Annotated in this window: 17 protein-coding genes; 8 read left to right on the top strand and 9 right to left on the bottom strand. The window is 61.2% G+C overall.

Annotated elements, in window-relative coordinates:
- Together EX00_RS31845 and EX00_RS02860 are read left to right on the top strand one after the other, a co-directional pair.
- On the top strand, positions 1 to 268 hold a 268-nt coding region (locus EX00_RS31845; protein WP_210165814.1), incomplete at its 5' end, for a hypothetical protein.
- A gap of 119 nt (positions 269 to 387) precedes the next feature.
- Entirely contained in the window at positions 388 to 1,653 is a 1,266-nt protein-coding gene (locus tag EX00_RS02860) for a flavin monoamine oxidase family protein (RefSeq protein ID WP_047453956.1), read from the top strand.
- Between the two features lie 38 nt (positions 1,654 to 1,691).
- Here the strand turns inward: EX00_RS02860 and EX00_RS02865 are convergent, their stop codons facing one another.
- Entirely contained in the window at positions 1,692 to 3,080 is a 1,389-nt protein-coding gene (locus EX00_RS02865; protein ID WP_202903684.1) for an MFS transporter, read from the bottom strand.
- Between the two features lie 116 nt (positions 3,081 to 3,196).
- On the opposite strand from EX00_RS02865, the gene EX00_RS02870 reads away from it, so the two are divergent.
- From EX00_RS02870 to EX00_RS02880, 3 genes are all read left to right on the top strand, one after another.
- Positions 3,197 to 4,114 (top strand): LysR family transcriptional regulator, encoded by a 918-nt coding sequence (locus tag EX00_RS02870; RefSeq protein WP_047453958.1) that lies wholly within the window; start codon positions 3,197 to 3,199, stop codon positions 4,112 to 4,114.
- Positions 4,115 to 4,295: 181 nt separating this feature from the next.
- Positions 4,296 to 4,829: a methylated-DNA--[protein]-cysteine S-methyltransferase gene (locus EX00_RS02875; protein WP_047453959.1), complete on the top strand. Its 534-nt coding sequence runs from the start codon at positions 4,296 to 4,298 to the stop codon at positions 4,827 to 4,829.
- Between the two features lie 45 nt (positions 4,830 to 4,874).
- On the top strand, positions 4,875 to 5,357 hold the full coding sequence (locus EX00_RS02880; protein ID WP_047453961.1) for a GNAT family N-acetyltransferase: 483 nt from the start codon (positions 4,875 to 4,877) through the stop codon (positions 5,355 to 5,357).
- A gap of 184 nt (positions 5,358 to 5,541) precedes the next feature.
- Here EX00_RS02880 and EX00_RS02885 read toward each other — a convergent pair whose 3' ends face one another.
- The 5 genes from EX00_RS02885 to EX00_RS02905 all read right to left on the bottom strand — a co-directional run bounded on the left by EX00_RS02885 (position 5,542) and on the right by EX00_RS02905 (position 11,787).
- A complete protein-coding gene (locus EX00_RS02885; RefSeq protein ID WP_047453963.1) occupies positions 5,542 to 7,545 on the bottom strand; it encodes an aldo/keto reductase in 2,004 nt (667 codons plus the stop codon).
- A gap of 55 nt (positions 7,546 to 7,600) precedes the next feature.
- Positions 7,601 to 8,689 (bottom strand): ABC transporter ATP-binding protein, encoded by a 1,089-nt coding sequence (locus tag EX00_RS02890; RefSeq protein WP_047453964.1) that lies wholly within the window; start codon positions 8,687 to 8,689, stop codon positions 7,601 to 7,603.
- Positions 8,690 to 8,705: 16 nt separating this feature from the next.
- Entirely contained in the window at positions 8,706 to 9,542 is an 837-nt protein-coding gene (locus tag EX00_RS02895; protein WP_047453967.1) for a carbohydrate ABC transporter permease, read from the bottom strand.
- Positions 9,539 to 10,399: a carbohydrate ABC transporter permease gene (locus EX00_RS02900; RefSeq protein WP_047453969.1), complete on the bottom strand. Its 861-nt coding sequence runs from the start codon at positions 10,397 to 10,399 to the stop codon at positions 9,539 to 9,541. Before EX00_RS02900 ends, EX00_RS02895 begins: the two co-directional genes overlap by 4 nt.
- Positions 10,400 to 10,512: 113 nt before the next feature.
- Positions 10,513 to 11,787 (bottom strand): ABC transporter substrate-binding protein, encoded by a 1,275-nt coding sequence (locus EX00_RS02905; RefSeq protein WP_047453971.1) that lies wholly within the window; start codon positions 11,785 to 11,787, stop codon positions 10,513 to 10,515.
- 86 nt (positions 11,788 to 11,873) lie between these two features.
- Here EX00_RS02905 and EX00_RS02910 point away from each other — a divergent pair, with 86 nt between their 5' ends.
- Positions 11,874 to 12,818, top strand: a complete 945-nt coding sequence (locus EX00_RS02910; protein ID WP_052210648.1) for a helix-turn-helix domain-containing protein — start codon at positions 11,874 to 11,876, stop codon at positions 12,816 to 12,818.
- A 69-nt stretch (positions 12,819 to 12,887) separates the two neighbouring features.
- A complete protein-coding gene (locus EX00_RS02915; protein WP_047453975.1) occupies positions 12,888 to 13,658 on the top strand; it encodes a TIM barrel protein in 771 nt (256 codons plus the stop codon).
- A gap of 3 nt (positions 13,659 to 13,661) precedes the next feature.
- Here the strand turns inward: EX00_RS02915 and copD are convergent, their stop codons facing one another.
- Entirely contained in the window at positions 13,662 to 14,549 is an 888-nt protein-coding gene (copD, locus tag EX00_RS02920) for a copper homeostasis membrane protein CopD (RefSeq protein WP_080761194.1), read from the bottom strand.
- A complete protein-coding gene (copC, locus tag EX00_RS02925) occupies positions 14,546 to 14,914 on the bottom strand; it encodes a copper homeostasis periplasmic binding protein CopC (RefSeq protein WP_052210650.1) in 369 nt (122 codons plus the stop codon). The genes copD and copC overlap by 4 nt, the downstream gene beginning before the upstream one ends.
- A gap of 250 nt (positions 14,915 to 15,164) precedes the next feature.
- Here copC and EX00_RS02930 point away from each other — a divergent pair, with 250 nt between their 5' ends.
- Positions 15,165 to 15,938, top strand: a complete 774-nt coding sequence (locus EX00_RS02930; RefSeq protein ID WP_047453979.1) for a metallophosphoesterase family protein — start codon at positions 15,165 to 15,167, stop codon at positions 15,936 to 15,938.
- 13 nt (positions 15,939 to 15,951) lie between these two features.
- On the opposite strand, the gene EX00_RS02935 is transcribed toward EX00_RS02930, so the two are convergent.
- Positions 15,952 to 17,433: an NAD-dependent succinate-semialdehyde dehydrogenase gene (locus EX00_RS02935; RefSeq protein WP_047453981.1), complete on the bottom strand. Its 1,482-nt coding sequence runs from the start codon at positions 17,431 to 17,433 to the stop codon at positions 15,952 to 15,954.
- Between the last annotated feature and the right edge of the window lie 23 nt (positions 17,434 to 17,456).

The raw sequence follows: 17,456 nt of genomic DNA on the forward strand, positions 1-17,456 counted from the left end.
CAAACCTTTCCCCTCCAAGACCACTATCGCTGGCGCGAAGACTTCATCTTCGCTGGCAATGGTAGCGCGTCGTCCGGAGGACCAGAACCTCAAGGGTGAGGCGCGGTCGAGCAACGCTCGATCGGACAGTCCACTGGACTGTCCGAAGCAACGAACGGGTCAAAGCCTACCCACAAAACCAACTTTCCAAAAGAAAGACAAATCTCCGATCCCAACAAAGCCCCATCAAGGGGCTTTTTGCGTTTTAATTCCCAAGCGCGGCGACTGACCCATGAATGCCGATCATGACCTCATGTCGATTTTTGCCCTTAATCCCCTGGGCAGGTGCCTGCTATACGGTCAACATGATTGATCGCAAGGTAAGCGGTGTCTCCTCAAGGAAACGAAATGTCGGGTGAAACCTTGGCAGGCGGCAGTGTCGATGTCGCCATTATCGGTGCGGGAGCGGCTGGCGTTGGCGCGGCGCGGCGGCTGCAGGCGCTACGGCCCGATCTGTCGCTCGTGCTGCTCGAAGCCTCCGACCGTATTGGCGGCCGGGCGCGGACAGTGCATCCGGCCGAACTCAGCGGTTTTGCGCTCGACCTCGGTTGCGGCTGGCTGCATGGCGCAAGGACGAATGCCTGGACGGGGATCGCCGAGGAGATCGGCCTGACGGTCGATCGCACGCCGGCGCCCTGGAGCGAGGGCGGGCGACAATTGCAGAAGGATGACAGCGACGCCAAGGCGGCGCGCATCGCGGCCAACGCATTCTTCGAACGGATCTACGCCTATGACGGCGAGGAGGACGCGGCGCTGTCGGCGTTGCTTGCGGCGGGAAATTCCTGGAATGGGTATATCCACGCGCTTGGTGCCTTCATCACCGGCGCCGAACTAGACCGATCCTCCACTATTGATCAGAGCCGTTACGATCCGGGGCCAGGCCCAGATTGGCGGGTGCGGCAGGGTTATGGAACGCTCATCGCGACCTATGCGGCGCCGCTTCAGGTTCATACCGGAGCGGAAGTCCGCCGCATCGACCACAGCGCCGCCGATCATGTCGTTCTATCGACAGCGAAGGGCGATCTGAGGGCAAGGGCCGTCATCATCGCCGTTTCCACGAATGTTCTCGCGGTCGAGGGGATTACGTTCTGGCCGCCGCTTCCCGACAAGATCGAGGCGGCGGCGCAGTTGCCGCTTGGCCTGGCGAACAAACTTTTCCTGCAGGTGCGGACGCCGGAGGCTTTTCCCGTCGATGCCCATCTCCTTGGCTCCTATCATGGCGGCCGAACCGGATCCTATCAGCTGAAGCCTTTCGGCGCCCCCGTGATCGAGGCCTATTTCGCCGGCGATCTTGCCCATGATCTGGAGCGGGAGGGGATCGGCGCGGCATTCGATTTCTCAGTGGAACAGCTGAAGCATTTCTTTGGTTCCAGCGTTAAAGGCATGTTGTCGCCGGCGGTCATGTCCGCCTGGGCAAGTGAGCCTTTTGTCGGCGGATCCTACTCCTATGCGGTGCCCGGCGCTTTCGATCTGCGGCAGGCGCTTGCCGCGCCTCATGATCAGCGTCTTTTCTTTGCCGGTGAGGCCTGCTCTTCAACCCGTTATTCCACGGCCCATGGCGCCTGCGAAACGGGTTTTGCTGCCGCGGAGGTCATTGCGAAGGCAATTGCCTGACGATGTTATCATGAGAAGCTAGCCCACACGCCGCCGTCTCAGCGCCCCAGCCATGCGATACCGGCGCCGAGCAGCAAGAGGGCGGCCGAGACAATGAAGACCAGCGTAGCGCCAATCGGGATCATCTGGGTTCCGCCGGCAACGAATGCGCCGAAGAGCGCTATGCCCATCGTGCCACCAACTTGTCGCGCCGTGGTCAGCACCGCGGATGCCGTACCGGAGCGCATGCGCTCGACCTTGGCAAGGGCTGCAGCCACCATGGCGGGCGCCGCCACGCCGGTACCTGTCGAAATTAGGAGAAGGCCGACCGCGATGATCGGAAAGGAGGCGTTGCTGTCGAGCCGATGAAAGAGCAGCAGTCCGTTGCCCGTCGCCGCGATCAGCATTCCCGCGACCATTGGCAGCCGGAAGCCGATCCGCGCGCTGAGCTGCCCGCTCGCGACATTGGCAAGCGTGATGATGGCGGTAAGCGGTAGAAATGCCAACCCCGCCACTGCAGGCGAATATCCCCTGATCTGCTGGAAATAGAGGCTGAGAACGAAGACCAATCCGAAGAAGGTCAGGCTGATGACCGCGCCAACGAAGGCTGCCGCCGAGAAGCCTGGTGAGCGGAGCAATCCCAATGGCAGCATGGGCTTGGCGGTCGCGGCCTCTATCTTCAGGAATGCAAGGCCGATGATCGCGGCGCCACAGAACCCGGCGAGTACCCACGGATCGGCCCAGCCCCAGGCCCCGGCCTCTATGACGGCTCCGGTCAGGACGAATAATGCCAGAGCGGCGGCAATCAGCCCCGCGAGGTCGAACCGGCCATCCACATGAGTTTCGGTTTCGGCGACCTTGGACCACGTTAACCAGGCGCCGAGCACGCAGAGCGGCAGGTTGACGAGAAAGATCGGGCGCCAGCCGAGGCCGGAGATGATGAGGCCCCCGATGACCGGCCCGGCGGCGACCGCCAGCGCGCCGGAAGCGCTCCACCAACCAATCATTCTGATCCGGGCGGGCTCATTGTCGCCGCAGGCGTGGGCAATCAGAGCCAGGGATGTCGGGAGTATCAGGGCGCCACCCATGCCCTGCGCCGCGCGCGCGGCAATCAGGGCCGACACCGACGGCGCAAGTCCGCATGCAAGTGATGCGACCGCGAAAAGGGCAAGGCCTGCCAGGAAGATGCGCCGGCTTCCAAATCGGTCGCCGGCGACGCCCGCCGTTAACAAGAGTGTCGCGAATGCTAGCGAATAGGCATCGATGATCCATTGCAGTGCTGAGGTTGGTGTCGCGAACTCCCCGGCGATTTGCGGCAAAGCGACATTGACGACCGTGATGTCGAGCTGGACGATCACGAAACCGATGCTGGTCACGGCAAGTGTCCAGCCAGTTTGTGCGGTTTCCCGGGTTGATCGGATGGTTGCCCTCGAAGCAAGGTCGGTCATATCCATTTCCTTCAATCAGGCTGATTGTTTCCTTTTGAAGGTAAGGCTGCTATTGGACAAAAAAACATGCTTATCTATTTATAGGCTATTAAGTGTAGCTTTGTAATTAGGATGTCATGCCCCGCTCTGACGCCTTCGATGGTCTGTCCGAATTCCTCGCCGTCGCCGAGCGCGCCAGCTTCCGCGCGGCCGCCGCCGATATCGGCGTGACGCCGGCGGCCGTCAGCCAGGCGGTCCAGTCGCTGGAGCGCCGCCTGGGCCTGCCGCTGTTTCATCGCACGACGCGCAAGGTCGCGCTGACGGAGGCGGGCGCCTTGCTGCTGTCACGATTGCGGCCGGCGGCGGGGGAGATCGAGCGTGCCATCGAGGATCTCAGCCGCTTGCGCGCGCGGCCGGCCGGCTTGCTACGCCTCTGCGTCCATCGTCTGGCGGTGCCACTCGTCATCGAGCCTATCCTGCCCCTCTTTCGCCGAACCTATCCCGAGGTCAGCGTTGAAATCGGCGTGGAAGACGCGGATGTCGAGTTGGTCTCGGCTGGCTACGACGCCGGAATCCGTATCGGAGAATTCATCGCGAACGATATGATCGCGACCAGGGTGTCGCCGCCATTTCGCTGGCGTGTGCTCGGAGCACCCGCCTATCTTGAGGCGAGAGGCCGGCCGGAAACACCGCAAGATCTGGCGATGCATGAGTGCATCCGCTTTCGCTTCCCCGGGTCGCGATCCATTTACGACTGGGAATTCGTTCGCGACGGTCAGTCAGTCTCCATTCGGGTTCCGGGAGGTGTGATCGTCAATGACAGCCACTTGCTTCGATCGCTGGCTGTGCAAGGCATGGGCCTGATCTATACGTCCGACCGGGGGGCGGAAGCCGAACTCGAGCGTGGACTATTGGTGCCCGTTCTCGAAGCCTTCGCGCCGCCGCCTGACAGCCTCTTCCTGTTTTTTCCCGCTCGCAGCGAGACCCAACCCAAGCTGAGGGCCTTCATCGACATGGCAAAGGTTCTCGCCGCAGGACGCAGCCGCACTCGATAGTCCGCCAGACGCGGAAATATAGCGTTTTCGCCCAATGGAAACGCTTTTCGGGTGGGCTGTTCCCGGTCGCCCAGATCATATTGATATTGTCGGTGACGTAGCCGAATCACCATTGTCGAGCTGAAGACGGAAGAGTGCCGTCCGGCTCATTCGTTCTGGTTCCGAGCAGGAGGATATCGATATGGCCAAGACAGTGCGCGGCGCGGGGAAGGATTATGTCTGCAAGCTGGTGACGTCGCCGGTCGGCCAGCTAAAGCTTGTCGCCAGCCGTGAAGGTCTAGCGGCGATCCTCTGGGACAATGACCGGCCGGGCCGTGTGCCCCTGACCATCGTCGCGGAGGATGAGCACCATCCGGTACTGGTGGAAACGGAACGGCAGTTGCGTCAATATTTTGCCGGGGAACGGCGGATCTTTGATCTTCCGCTCGATTTCTGGGGCACTGAGTTTCAGAAGAAAGTATGGCAGGCGCTGCTCACCATCCCCTTCGGCGAGACGCGCTCTTATACTGAGATCGCCGAGCAGATCGGTGCGCCCAAAGCCATCCGGGCTGTTGGCGCCGCCAATGGCAGGAACCCGATCTCCATCATCGCGCCATGCCATCGTGTCCTCGGTGCGGCGGGGGACTTGCGGGGATTTGCTGGTGGTCTCGAGCGGAAGACCTATCTCCTCGGCTTTGAAGGCTCCGAAACCAAGGCATTCGATTTCGCTGCGTGATTGCTAAACCGGCTGCTCGCCTTAGTCTCAAGGACACGAAATATCATGATTTCATTCAGATCAATGCGGGACGGAGAGTATTCGGACTACCTCGAATATTTCATCCCTGACTACGCCGCCGAGATTTCGGCGAATTATGGGCTTTCCAGTCTTGAGGCCCTAGCGCAGGCCAGACGGGAAGTTGCGGACGATCTGCCACTTGGCGTCGACACGCCTGACGAGGTCATGCGCTGTGTCATAAACCAAACGTCGGAAACCGAAAGTGTCGTGGGCTATCTTTGGTATCGGCCTGATCTGGCAAACCGCTCCGTATTCATCAAAGATTTCTATATCTTCGCGGCACATCAGGGAAAAGGCTTTGGCAAACAGGCGCTGAAAGCCTTGGAAACCGAGCTGGCTCGAACGGGTTTCGAGCAGATAAAGCTGCGTGTTGCAGAGGACAATAAGCGCGCCAAGCATGTCTATGACATAACCGGTTTTCGCGTCACCGGCGTCAACATGAGCAAGATAATCAAAACGGAAGGCTGATGGTATGGCTTTTGCGGCCTGCTCATTGCGCCATAAACGCAGGCCGTGTGCGTAGCGGTCGTGTCGATCAGATTACAATAAAACAAATAGCCCATTCGTAAATCGAATGGGCTATTTATGTTTTCAGTTTCAGCTGACCTGGTCAGCAATCGGCCCGGTTTTCCGGGCCGATGGTCGGCCGATATCAGCCTTCGAGCCACTTCACCTGATCGGGCGTCAGCTTGATGTCGAGTGCCGAGAGGCTGTCTTCCAGTTCGGCGATGGTGCGTGGGCCGATCAGTGGGATGACCGGGAAAGGCTGGGCGACGACATAGGCGAGCGCGATATGGATCGGGTTGCGGCCGAGCTTCTGCGCCAGTTCGATCGCGCGGTCGCGGCGGCCGAAGTTGCGGTCGGAATACCAGACGCGCACCAGCTCCTCATCACTCTGCTTGTCACGGCCGGCGCGGTCGGTGAAGAAGCCGCGCCCCTGGCTCGACCAGGCGAAGTTCGGGATCTGCTTGGCGTTCAGCCAGGTCTTCCACTCGTCGTCGGAGGCGGCGACGCATCCAGCCCAGATCGGGTCGAGCATTTCCGCCAGCGAGAAGTTGTTGGAAAGGGCTGATGGCGCCGTCTTGCCGTTCTTCTCGGCATAGGCGATCGCCTCGTCGAAGCGGGCGCGGGTCCAGTTGGAGCCGCCGAAGATGCCGCGAATACGGCCAGCCTTGACCTCGGCATCCATGGCATCGACGAATTCACCGACCGGAACGGCCGTGTTGTCGCGATGCATGAAGTAGATGTCGACATAGTCGGTCTTTAGCCGGTTGAGCGACTGGTCGAGCTGCTTGGCAATCATGTCCGGGTAGCAGAGCGGCGAATGCGCGCCCTTGCCGATCAGCACGATCTCCTCGCGCGGAACCTTCCGGCTGGTGTGCCAATCGCCGAAAATCGCCTCGGTCTTGCCGGCGCCATAAACATAGGCTGTGTCGAAGGCATTGCCGCCGGCCTCGTAGAAGGCGTCGAGCGTCAGCGATGCCGCGGCGAAATTCGGGAAGAACTCGAAGCCGAGCGTGACGATCGAGGCCGGCTTGGCGATGCCGGGGATGGAGCGCTTCGGAACGCTGTTGCCCTTGGTGACGGGTGCGCCGGCGATGTTCGTCGTTCGCCGCGTTGCCTTTTCAACCTCATATTCGAGGCCGATGGTGGCGCGCCATTGGTCGAGAACGCGCAGGTTGCCGATTGAGTCGGCCCAGCCGATGCCCGGATAGGCGAATTCCTTGGCTCCGGCGCGGATGGCGTCGCCGGCGGCATCGACTTCGAAGGAATAGAGCCAGCGCTCTTCCTTGACCTCGATGACTTGCGTCTCGCCGCCCTTGATGAGCTCGATCTTGCCGACGCCGCCCTTGTGGCCGGAGGCGAACCAGAAGTCCTTGACCTCGATGCGGCCTTCGGAGCCGATGATGCGCAGCGTATTGTCCTGGTTCGCCATGATCGAGCAGGAGACTTCGGCAATGATGTTGTTCGGGAACTTCAGCACCGCTGACGCCCATTCGTCGATGCCTGTCTGGCCGAGATGGGCAACGCCCGAGACCTTGTCGGGATCGAGAAACGGCTTGCCGTCGGCGGCGCCGGCAATCAGCCGCGCCATCGACACGGGATAGCCGCCGACATCGAGAATGCCGCCGCCAGCGGTTTCGTTGGCAAACAGCCGGTGCTCCGGCTTGACGCTGCCCATGTTGAAGCCGAAGGACGTGCGGATGATGCGGATGTCGCCGATCACGCCGCTTTTCACCAGCTCGATCAGCTTCGCCGTCTGCGGATGCACGCGGTACATGAAGGCTTCGCCAGCAAAGACGCCGGCCTTCTTGGCTTCGTAATAGATCGCCTCGGCATCATAGGCGGAGAGAGCGATCGGTTTTTCGACGAGGACATGCTTGCCGGCGCGGATCGCCTTGATGGCCCATTCGGCATGGCCGGTATGCGGCGTGGCGATGTAGACGGCGTCGATGTCCTTGTCGGCGAGCAACGCTTCGTAGCCATTGACGATGCGTGCGCCGGGGAAGTTGTCGCCGAGGCCCGGCTTGTCGGGATTGCGGCTGGCGATTGCTACGAGCTTGCCGCCGCGCGAATGCGCAACGCCGTCTGCAAATGTCCGCGCGATCGTACCGGGGCCGATGATGCCCCAGCGGATGGGTGCGTCTGTACTCATGAAACTATCCTTTCCTCAATCTTCATGCTGTCTTGGGAGGGGCTGGAATGGGCGCCTATCGCAATCGGTTGCCGGCGCTGTCGAACAGGAATGTCTTGGCGGCGGAGAGGGCGACGGTGAGCGTGTCCCGGTTGTTGGCATTGCGGGATTCTTCACGCTCGATCACGATCTGCTCGCCGTCGGCGACATTGGCGTAGATGTAGCTGGTATTGCCAAGATGCTCGGCGACGTCGACGTCGACGGTGATGTCGACATCGCCGCGCCCGGCCTCGAGGAAGTGTTCGGGACGAACGCCGAGTGTTACCTGCTCGCCGATTTCGACCCGAGCGGTTGTGGTCGGCAGCGACAGGCGGACATTGCGCTGGTTGCGCAGGACCACCGCGATGCGGCCGGGCTGATTGTCGACGACCTCGGCAAGCAGGAAATTCATCTTCGGAGACCCGACAAAGCCGGCGACGAACTGGTTGACGGGATCGTCATAGAGATCAAGCGGCGCGCCGATCTGTTCGATATTGCCGCCGCGCAGCACGACGATCTTGTCGGCCAGCGTCATCGCCTCCGTCTGGTCGTGCGTGACGTAGATCATGGTGGTGCCGAGCTTCTTGTGGAGGCGCGAGATTTCGACGCGCATCTGCACGCGCAGTTCGGCGTCGAGGTTGGAGAGCGGCTCGTCGAATAGGAAGATCTGTGGTTCGCGCACGATGGCGCGGCCGATGGCGACACGCTGGCGCTGGCCGCCGGAGAGTTGCTTCGGCCGGCGCTGCATCAGCTCGGTGATCTGCAGGATCTCGGAAGCCTGCTTGACGCGGCGATCGGTGTCGGCCTTTGGATTGCCGTTCATGCGCAGGCCGAAATTGAGGTTCTGCTCTACGGTCAGGTGCGGATAGAGCGCATAGGACTGGAAGACCATGGCAATGCCGCGATCGGCCGGCTCGACATCATTGACGACGCGCCCGCCGATGCTGAGTTCGCCGCTGGTAATATCCTCCAGCCCGGCGATCATGCGCAGCAGCGTGGACTTGCCGCATCCGGAAGGCCCGACGAAGACGACGAATTCGCCGTCCTTCACCTCGAGATTGGCGCCGTGGATGATTTCCAGCGAACCGTAGCGTTTGACGATATTGGTAAGGGACAGTTCTGCCATACGGGATCTCCCGGAATTACTTGATTGCGCCAGCGGCGATGCCGGCGATGAAATGACGTTGCAGGAGAACGAAGATGACGAGGATCGGCGCCGTCAGCATGACCGCCCCGGCCATGATACCGCCCCAGGAGACCTTGGTGAGGCCGATCAGCGTTCCCAATGCCACCGGCGCCGTCATCATGCCCGGCCGGGAGTTGATCAGCAGCGGCCAGAGGTAGTTGTTCCAGGAGGCGAGGAACAGGATGATGGCGAGCGCGGCCATGGTCGGCCTTGCGAGCGGCAGGGCGATGCGCAGGAAGATCTGCCACTCCTTGACGCCCTCGACGCGGGCGGCGTCGAAAAGCTCGGCTGGCATCATCGAGAAGGCCTGGCGCATGAACAGCACGCCGAGCGAATTGAACAGCGGCGGCACGATCAGCGCGACCCAGGTATTCGCCAGCCCGAAATTTTTCGCCACCATGATGAATTGCGGAATGATGACGACCGAATAGGGCAGCGTGATCGTTCCGAGGATGATGCCGATGACGAGGGACTGGCCGACGAAGCGGTAGCGGGCCAGCGCCCATCCGGCCATCGATGTCAGGAAAACCGACAGGATGGTATAGACGATCGCGACGACGATGGAGATCGTCAACGCGCCGAAGAAGTTGGTGTCGGCCTGCAGGTTTTTGACATTGTCGAGGAAGCTCGTCGACGGTGTCAGGATGATGGATGGGCTGAAGATACCCTCGTCTGGCATAGTCGAGAAGATGAACATCATCCAGAGCGGAAACAGCCAGATAAGCGCGAGCGGCACCAACAGCGCGTGGAGCGCGATCGAACGCTTCAAAGTGGATTTTGATTTCGATTTCATTTTTGTTCGCGCCCCACCCAGAGATTGAGGAGAGAGATCGCCACGGCTAGTGCCGCCATGGTGTAAGCGATTGCGGAGGCATAGCCGAAGTTGGTCGACTGGAAGCCTTGGCGATAGAGCAGCAGGCCGAGCGTTTCGGTTGCGCCGCCGGGGCCGCCGCGGTTGGTGATCAGATACGGTTCGGTGAAGAGCTGCATCGTGCCAATGACCGACAGCACCACGCAGAAGAGGATAATCGGCTTCAGGAGCGGCAGCGTGATGTGGATGAATTGCTGGATGGGACCGACGCGGTCGAGCGTGGCGGCCTCATAGACATCCTCGGGGATCGATTGCAGCCCGGAGAGGATGATGATGGCGTTGTAGCCGGCCCAGCGCCAGGTCACGGCGATGATGATCAACAGCATGGCGGAATGCGAATCGGCGAACCACGAAACCGGCCCGATGCCGACACCGCTAAGAAGCTTGTTGATAATGCCGAAATCGAGGTTGAACATCAGCCGGAAGACTGCGGCATAGGCGACTTCGCCGACGACGACGGGAGCGAAGAAGGCAAAGCGAAAGAGGCCGCGTGCCTTCAGAAGCGGCGAGTTCAACAGCACCGCCATGATGGTGGCGAGCGAGATCATCACCGGCACCTGGATCACCAGAATGATCAGCGTATTGGTAAGCGCGTTGTAGAAGGCCGGGTCGCCGAACAGGCGTCCCCAATTGACCGAGGCGCTGAAGACCCAGGGATTGACGCGCGTATTCTGGAACGAGATCAGGAACGAATTGATGATCGGCCAGATCCAGAAGGCGGCGAACACCAGAAGATAGGGCGCAAGGAACGCGTAAGCGCTCCGGTTTCGCAACCGCATGAAAACCTTCTCCTTTTGTACTCAATGAGATGACGTGCAAAACCACATCCCCGCCGCCTTTCGGGCGGCGGGGATGCCGGGCGCGGCTTGGGAGGCACGCCCGGCTGTGTCACTCATTTTGCAATCGGCAGTCCGGTCGCCGAGGCGATCTGCTGGGCCGCGTCGTCTAGCGCTGCCTTTCCGTCCGGATAGCCGCCGGCAAGGTACTTCGTCTGTACCGCCTTGATGACTGCGTCGGCGTCGCTGAAATACTGCGTGCCAGGGCTCGGGCGGATCTTCGGCAGGGTTGCGAGAATATCGGCCCAGACCTTCTGGCCGCCCCAGTATGGCAGTGGCTCGTTGACGAAGGGATCCTTGACCGCCGTCAGCAGCGACGGCACGAGACCAAAGGATTTCAGCATGGTGACCTGGCCCTCATTGGTGCCAAGCGTATACTCCAGGAACTTCCAGGCGGCTTCCTTGTTCTTCGAGCTGCTGGCAATCGCCAGCGACGAACCGCCGAGATTGGCTGCGTGCTGGCCGTCAGCCGTCATGCTTGGCATCGGGTAGACGCCCCATTTGCCGGCGAGATCCGGCGAGGTGGAACGGATAGTGCCTTCATACCAACCGCCATACAGCTGCGATGCGACCTTGCCGGCATTGTTCGACTGGATTTTCTCGTCCCAGTTCGCCGCGCTCAGCAGGCCCGCGTCCTTGATCTCCTTGACCTTGTCCAAGGCCTTGATGCAGCCGGGCTGGCTGACGGCAATGCTTTGGCTGTCATCCGAGAAATAGCCGCAGCCCTGCTCGTTGGCGAGCATGCGGAACCATTCGCTGTCGCCGTTGAGATCGGCCTGCGCCATGATCACGCCGGGATTGGCGGCGGATATCTTCTTGCCGGCGGCAATGAAATCGTCCCAGGTCTTGATCGTTGCCGGATCGACGCCGGCCTTCTCGTAGAGATCACGGCGGTAGAACACCGCGACTGGACCGGAATCCCAGGGCATGGCATAGGCGGCATCGCCGACTTCGAGTTCGGCGCGCTTGAAATCCGGGAATTGCTTCTTGAGTTCGTCCGTGTAGCCGAGCTTCGTCAGATCGGTCAGGCAGTCCGGGAAACGGTTCCAGAAGATCGAGGCCTTGTGGTTCTCGATCGACATGATGTCCGGCAGGCCGTCGCCACCGGCGGCGCAAGCGGGCAGCATCTTATCGAAGACCTGTGGGTTGCCGATGTCCTGCACATCGACCTTGATATCCGGATATTTTTTGTTGAAGCCCTCAAGCGTGGATTTCAGCGCCGATGCGGCGACGTTCCAGCTCCAGACGGTAATGGTGGTTTGCTCGGCGAATGCGGAGCCGGATGCAAGCATGGCGGCGAGTGTTGTCGCGCCAAGAAGTTTTAAACGCATTGAAAATCCTCCCTTTTCAATTGCCGTCCTCTAACGAACGCGCTTAAACTATCTGTCGGTACGCTTCTGTCTCCTAAAAAGGGAACATTGACTTGGCGAAAAGTAAGGTGGGTGATCGAGCGGTCTATCAGCCGGGTGCGAGCAGCATTGAGGGGCTGCCGACCACCCTGCAGATGTTTCATACCCATCCTCCCCTGATGGCGAAGCCGCATTGGCATGCGCAGGTCGAGATCAACTATATCATGCGTGGCACCGTGCATTATCGCATGAACGATCATGAAGTTCAGCTGCGGGCTGGGGATATCTGTCTGTTCTGGGGCGGGCAGCCGCATCAGATGGACGATTCGTCGGAGGATTCGATCTATGCCGGCGCGCATCTGCCGCTGGTGCATTTTTTCCGCATGCGCCTGCCGCTCGATATTTCCGGCCGGTTGATGCGGGGACAGATCCTGGTGACCTCGGCGACCGATGCCGCCGACAACGAAAATTTCGCGCGCTGGTATCGCTATGCCGTCTCCGGCGATCCGGCCAAGGCCGGCCATGCGGTCGCCGAACTCCTGCTGCGCCTGGAACGCATCGCCTTCGAGCCCTATCTCATGCTGCCGGAAAAGCGCGAGCCCGAGATGGGTGGGCAGGTGCATCCGCAATCGTCCCGCAGCCTGGCGCGCATGTGCGATTTCATTGCCGGCAATTTTCTGCATGATATCGATACGGTCGATATCGCCAAGGCGGCGGACCTGCATCCGAAATATGCGATGAACCTCTTCAAGAAATGCACGGGCATGACGCTCGCCAAATATGTCAACCTGCTGCGCCTGTCGCGCGCCCAGGCGATGCTGATGCGGGATGGCGCCAACGTGCTGCAGGTGGCGATGGACAGCGGCTTCGGCTCGATCAGCGCCTTCAACAAGTCCTTCCGACATATCGCCGGCATGACGCCCTCGGATTTCCGCCGGGACATGCGGGTCTTGACCGCCATGAATGTCGAGGCCATCAGGCCCCCGATGCGGCGGCCCGCCCCGCAATTCTAGCCGCAAGCCCCTTGCCGTCGCCGCTGCTCTGTCGCACTTCTCTAGGTCTGTTTGGGAGAGGGGATTTTCATGCGACAATTTTCGGCCTGTATCGAATGGCTGTTTGCTCGCGAGGGCGATGATTTTGCTGATCGTATCAGCCTGGCGCATCGGGCGGGCCTGAGTGCGGTCGAGTTCTGGCGCTGGACGAACAAGGATCTGGATGCGATCGCATCAGCAGTCGCGGAAACGGGTATGGCCGTTGCCGGCATTGTCGCCGAGCCGATGATCGCGCTGACGAATCCGGCTAATAAGGAGGCCTGGCTGGAGGGATTGGGGAAATCCGTCAAGGTGGCCCAACGCCTCGGCGCTCCGGTTCTGATTGCGCAGGCGGGCGACGATCTGCCGGAGTTTTCACGCGCCGAGCAGCGCGCCGCCTTGATCTGCGCCCTGCGCGCCGGCGCCGATATTCTGGAGGGCTCGGGCGTGCACCTCGGCCTTGAACCGCTGAACACGCTGGTCGATCATGCCGGCTACTATCTGTCCTCGACAGTGGAAGGTCTTGATATCGTCGACGAGGTTGGCCGGCCGGAAGTGGGCATTGTCTATGACATCTATCATTCGGCCGTGATGGGCGAGCGCACCGAGGAGGTCGTTGCCGGGCGCATCGATCGTATCGTCCATGTCCATATCGCCGATCACCCCGGCCGCAATGATCCGGGCACGGGTGAGATTGATCTCGTTGACCGGCTGAATTGGCTGTTCGCCCATGGTTACGAGGGCAGGGTGGGGCTCGAATACAAGCCGAAGACGGACGACGCCGAAGCTGTTCAGGCGGTGGTGAAGCTGCTATCGGCTTGACGCTCAGACCGGCTCGAGCACGCCGAAGACGGCGACCAGCGCGATGACGGCGACACCGAGGACGATTTCGGCGATACTGCCGAGGCGGATGGTATTCAGCGCTCGCGCCTGATCGTGCCCGATACGCGGCACGAGAACATAACGATTGACGATCGCCAGCAGGCTCATGCCGGCGACCAGCGCGATCTTGAGGCCAAGCAGCGCCTGATAGGGCGATGACCAGTCCGTCGGCAGATGCTTCAGGACCAGCATCGTATTGACGATGCCCGACGCGATCACCAGCGCTACGGCGATGTGCCCGGTCGTCGAGAAGCGCCTTAGCGCCAGCAGCGCCTCCACCCGGTACTCGGGCCGACTCAGAAGCCGGAGAATGGGGATCAGCGGCACCAGAGCGCCCAGCCAGCCGCCACCGGCCAGAACGTGCAGCATATCGTTGGCGCTATGCGCCATCCTCAGCCAGCCCTCATGCATCGAGGCGTGCCCGGTCAGCACGAGTGCGGCGAGGCCGAAGCCGGAACCAAGCGCGATGCCCCTATGACGCCAATCTCCCGGCAGCGGCAAAGCGAGAAGGAGGATGAGTGCGGCCACAGCCTGTGCGAGCCAGGCTTGCCCCACCGTCGTCTCAAACAGGACCGCGTGGAGCGTGCCGGCATCGATGGCGTCGCTCCAGCCGCTGCCGATACCGGCGGCAGCAAGCGGCAGCGAAATGACGGTCGTCAGGCCGGCAACCAAAGCGGCGGCGACGGATACGCTGATGAACATATGCCAGACCCTGTCAGCCAGTGCTTTCGGCACCATAAGGCAAAGATAGGCCGAGGTGCCCCACAGAAGCATCAGCGATGCATCGTGAAGGAAGCGGCATACTGCCAGCGCTGTGTCCGGGTCGATCAAGGCTTCACGGTGAAGGTGTAGCTGCCATTGGTCTTATGGCCATCGGTGGAAAGGACATGCCATTCGACGGCATAGGTGCCCGCGCCGAGGGCTTCGGAAACCGGAACCGTTAGGCCGGTTCCGTTCCGCGCCAGATCGGGATCACCGAGCTTGACGACGGCCTTGCCCGGGCCGGTCACTTTGACACCGGAGAATTTGAGGTTCAGGCTCTCCGTGAAGGTCAGGTCCAGTTCACTGGGCGAGCTTGCGACCGTGCTTTTGTCGGCGGGCTCAGCCGATTTCAGATGCGCATGTGCAAAGGCCTGCCCGGCAAGGGCGAGAGTGAGAGCGGCGGCAAGGCTGAGCCTAGTGATGGTCGTGGCTATGAAAAGTCCTCCTCTTGAGCTATCGAGCGCGATAGGATTGTGGATACCTCATGTCAACTTTTGACGTGCGAAATAAGCCCATTCAGGACGCTTTGCCGCAAGGTAACGTTTTCTTGACGGCTTGCGGCGACGTAGAGGGCTGACGGAAGCGTTTATGTCCATGACTCGGCAAAGAATCGTCGTTTTTCGATCATTCTTGCTGATGTGGGTTAGAGCGCTCGGAATGCTGATGTTTCGATGAGAGAGTTTCATGGTGGCAAATACGATACGCGAAAAAGTGACGCGTGGCTTCGGCCAGCAGCGGCGTCGTGAGCGGCTCGATCTCCTCGATATGCCCACCTATGTGATCGGCGACGTACATGGACGTTACGATCTCCTGAGCGCGCTGGAGCGCAAGATTTTCACCGATGCCGCCACGCTACCCGGCCGCAAGCTGATTATCATGCTTGGCGACTATATCGATCGCGGTCCGGCCTCGGCGCGGGTCATCAGCCGGCTGATGGCGCCGCCGCCGAACGGTTTCGACCGGATCTGCCTCACCGGCAATCATGAAATGGCGATGCTGGAGTATATCGACGGAGACGTATCCCTGGACGACTGGGTGGCGCTCGGCGGCGACGCGACGCTGAAGTCCTATGGTGCGGATATCCAGACTTTGCGGCAACAATATCCCCAGCAAAAAAAGCTCGACACCTTCATCCGGACTTGGCTGCCCGACGACCATATCAATTTCCTCCGCAGCCTGCCGATCCTGCTCGACACGCCGGAGGTGCTGTTCGTCCATGCCGGCATCGATCCGGACCGGCCGATCGCGGAGCAGGCGGATGACGATCTCGTCTACATCCGCTCGCGCTTCCATGACAGCGCGCAGCCGCTGCCGAAGCTGATCATTCACGGCCACACGCCGGTGAAGGAAGCCGACGCGAATGGGCTGCGGCTCAACATCGATACCGGCGCCTTCTATTCCGGAAAGCTGACGGCGGCCCGGCTGTGGCAGGGCCGCGTCCTCATTACGACAACATAATTAGCCGGCTACATCACAGGTTTCCGATGCAGAGGTATTTCATTTCGAGATAGTCGTCGGCGCCATGGCGCGAGCCTTCGCGGCCAAGGCCGGATTGCTTGATTCCGCCAAAGGGCGCGGTTTCTGCCGACATCAGGCCGGTATTGATGCCGACCATGCCGTATTCCAGCGCCTCGGCAATCCGCCAGACCTTCTTCAGATCGCCGGCGAAGAAATAGGCGGCGAGGCCGAATTCCGTATCGTTGGCCTGCGCGATGACGTCGTCCACCGTCTCGAAACGGAAGAGCGGCGCCACCGGCCCGAAGGTCTCCTCGCGGGCGACCTTCATGGTCCGGTCGATGCCGGTGAGAATGGTCGGCGTGAAGAAGGTGCCGGGGCCGTCGATGCGCTTGCCGCCGGTCAGCACCTTCGCGCCCTTTGATACGGCATCGCGGACATGATCCTCGACCTTGGCAATGCCCTGCTCGTCGATTAGCGGGCCGATGGCAACGCCAGGCGTGAAGCCATCTCCGACCGCAAGCTCGGCCACCTTGGCGGCGAGTTTGGCTGCGAAGGCATCATAGACATTGGACTGCACATAGATGCGGTTGGCGCAGACGCAGGTCTGGCCGGCATTGCGATACTTGGAGGCGATCGCGCCTTCGACGGCGGCGTCGAGATCGGCATCGTCAAAGACGATGAACGGGGCATTGCCGCCAAGCTCCAGGCTGACTTTCTTGATCTGATCGGAGCACTGGCGCATGAGGATGCGGCCGACTTCTGTCGAGCCGGTGAAGCTGATCTTGCGCACCTTGGCATTGCCGCAGAGCTCACGGCCGATCGCCGGGCCATCGACACCGACGATGACGTTGAAAACGCCGGCCGGAATTCCTGCCTGCTCGGCCAGCACCGCCAGCGCGATCGCCGACAGCGGCGTCTGCTCGGCGGGCTTGGAGACGACCGTGCAGCCGACGGCGAGCGCCGGCGCAACCTTGCGGGCAATCATTGCCGCCGGGAAGTTCCAGGGGGTAATCGTGCCGACGACACCGACCGGCTGCCGGATGACCAGCATTCGCTTGTCGTTGGATGGGGCGGGAATGGTTTCGCCATAGATGCGCTTGGCCTCTTCCGCGTACCATTCGACATAGGAAGCGGCATAAAGGATCTCGCCCTTGGCCTCGGGGAGCGGCTTGCCCATTTCGGCCGTCAGGATGGCGCCCAGCTCATCGGCATTGGCGACCATCAGGTCGAACCACTTGCGCAGGATGGCGCTGCGTTCCTTGGCCGGGCGTGCGGCCCAGGCGGCTTGCGCGGCATAGGCAGCATCGATCGCTGCCGTGGTCTCGGCAGCACCCATATCGGGCAGGCTCGCCAGCACTTCGCCGGTTGCCGGGTTGATGACATCGAAGGTCTTCGTCGCACCGCCCGCCGTCCAGACGCCATTGATATAGCCGGCGTCGCGCAGGAAGGGCGAGGAGAAGGGAACATGCTTGGTCATTGCGGTCGTGAAGGTCATGATATGCACTCCGGAGAGGATAT

Source organism: Martinezella rhizogenes, assembly GCF_000799715.1.
In the GTDB taxonomy this organism is placed as follows: domain Bacteria; phylum Pseudomonadota; class Alphaproteobacteria; order Rhizobiales; family Rhizobiaceae; genus Rhizobium; species Rhizobium rhizogenes_C.

What these genes read in the sequence shown, in the direction of transcription:
- EX00_RS02860 (WP_047453956.1), top strand. Translation starts at nt 388, where the DNA reads ATGTCGGGTGAAACCTTGGCAGGCGGCAGTGTCGATGTCGCCATTATC.
- EX00_RS02865 (WP_202903684.1), bottom strand. Translation starts at nt 3,080, where the DNA reads ATGACCGACCTTGCTTCGAGGGCAACCATCCGATCAACCCGGGAAACC.
- EX00_RS02870 (WP_047453958.1), top strand. Translation starts at nt 3,197, where the DNA reads ATGCCCCGCTCTGACGCCTTCGATGGTCTGTCCGAATTCCTCGCCGTC.
- EX00_RS02875 (WP_047453959.1), top strand. Translation starts at nt 4,296, where the DNA reads ATGGCCAAGACAGTGCGCGGCGCGGGGAAGGATTATGTCTGCAAGCTG.
- EX00_RS02880 (WP_047453961.1), top strand. Translation starts at nt 4,875, where the DNA reads ATGATTTCATTCAGATCAATGCGGGACGGAGAGTATTCGGACTACCTC.
- EX00_RS02885 (WP_047453963.1), bottom strand. Translation starts at nt 7,545, where the DNA reads ATGAGTACAGACGCACCCATCCGCTGGGGCATCATCGGCCCCGGTACG.
- EX00_RS02890 (WP_047453964.1), bottom strand. Translation starts at nt 8,689, where the DNA reads ATGGCAGAACTGTCCCTTACCAATATCGTCAAACGCTACGGTTCGCTG.
- EX00_RS02895 (WP_047453967.1), bottom strand. Translation starts at nt 9,542, where the DNA reads ATGAAATCGAAATCAAAATCCACTTTGAAGCGTTCGATCGCGCTCCAC.
- EX00_RS02900 (WP_047453969.1), bottom strand. Translation starts at nt 10,399, where the DNA reads ATGCGGTTGCGAAACCGGAGCGCTTACGCGTTCCTTGCGCCCTATCTT.
- EX00_RS02905 (WP_047453971.1), bottom strand. Translation starts at nt 11,787, where the DNA reads ATGCGTTTAAAACTTCTTGGCGCGACAACACTCGCCGCCATGCTTGCA.
- EX00_RS02915 (WP_047453975.1), top strand. Translation starts at nt 12,888, where the DNA reads ATGCGACAATTTTCGGCCTGTATCGAATGGCTGTTTGCTCGCGAGGGC.
- EX00_RS02930 (WP_047453979.1), top strand. Translation starts at nt 15,165, where the DNA reads ATGGTGGCAAATACGATACGCGAAAAAGTGACGCGTGGCTTCGGCCAG.
- EX00_RS02935 (WP_047453981.1), bottom strand. Translation starts at nt 17,433, where the DNA reads ATGACCTTCACGACCGCAATGACCAAGCATGTTCCCTTCTCCTCGCCC.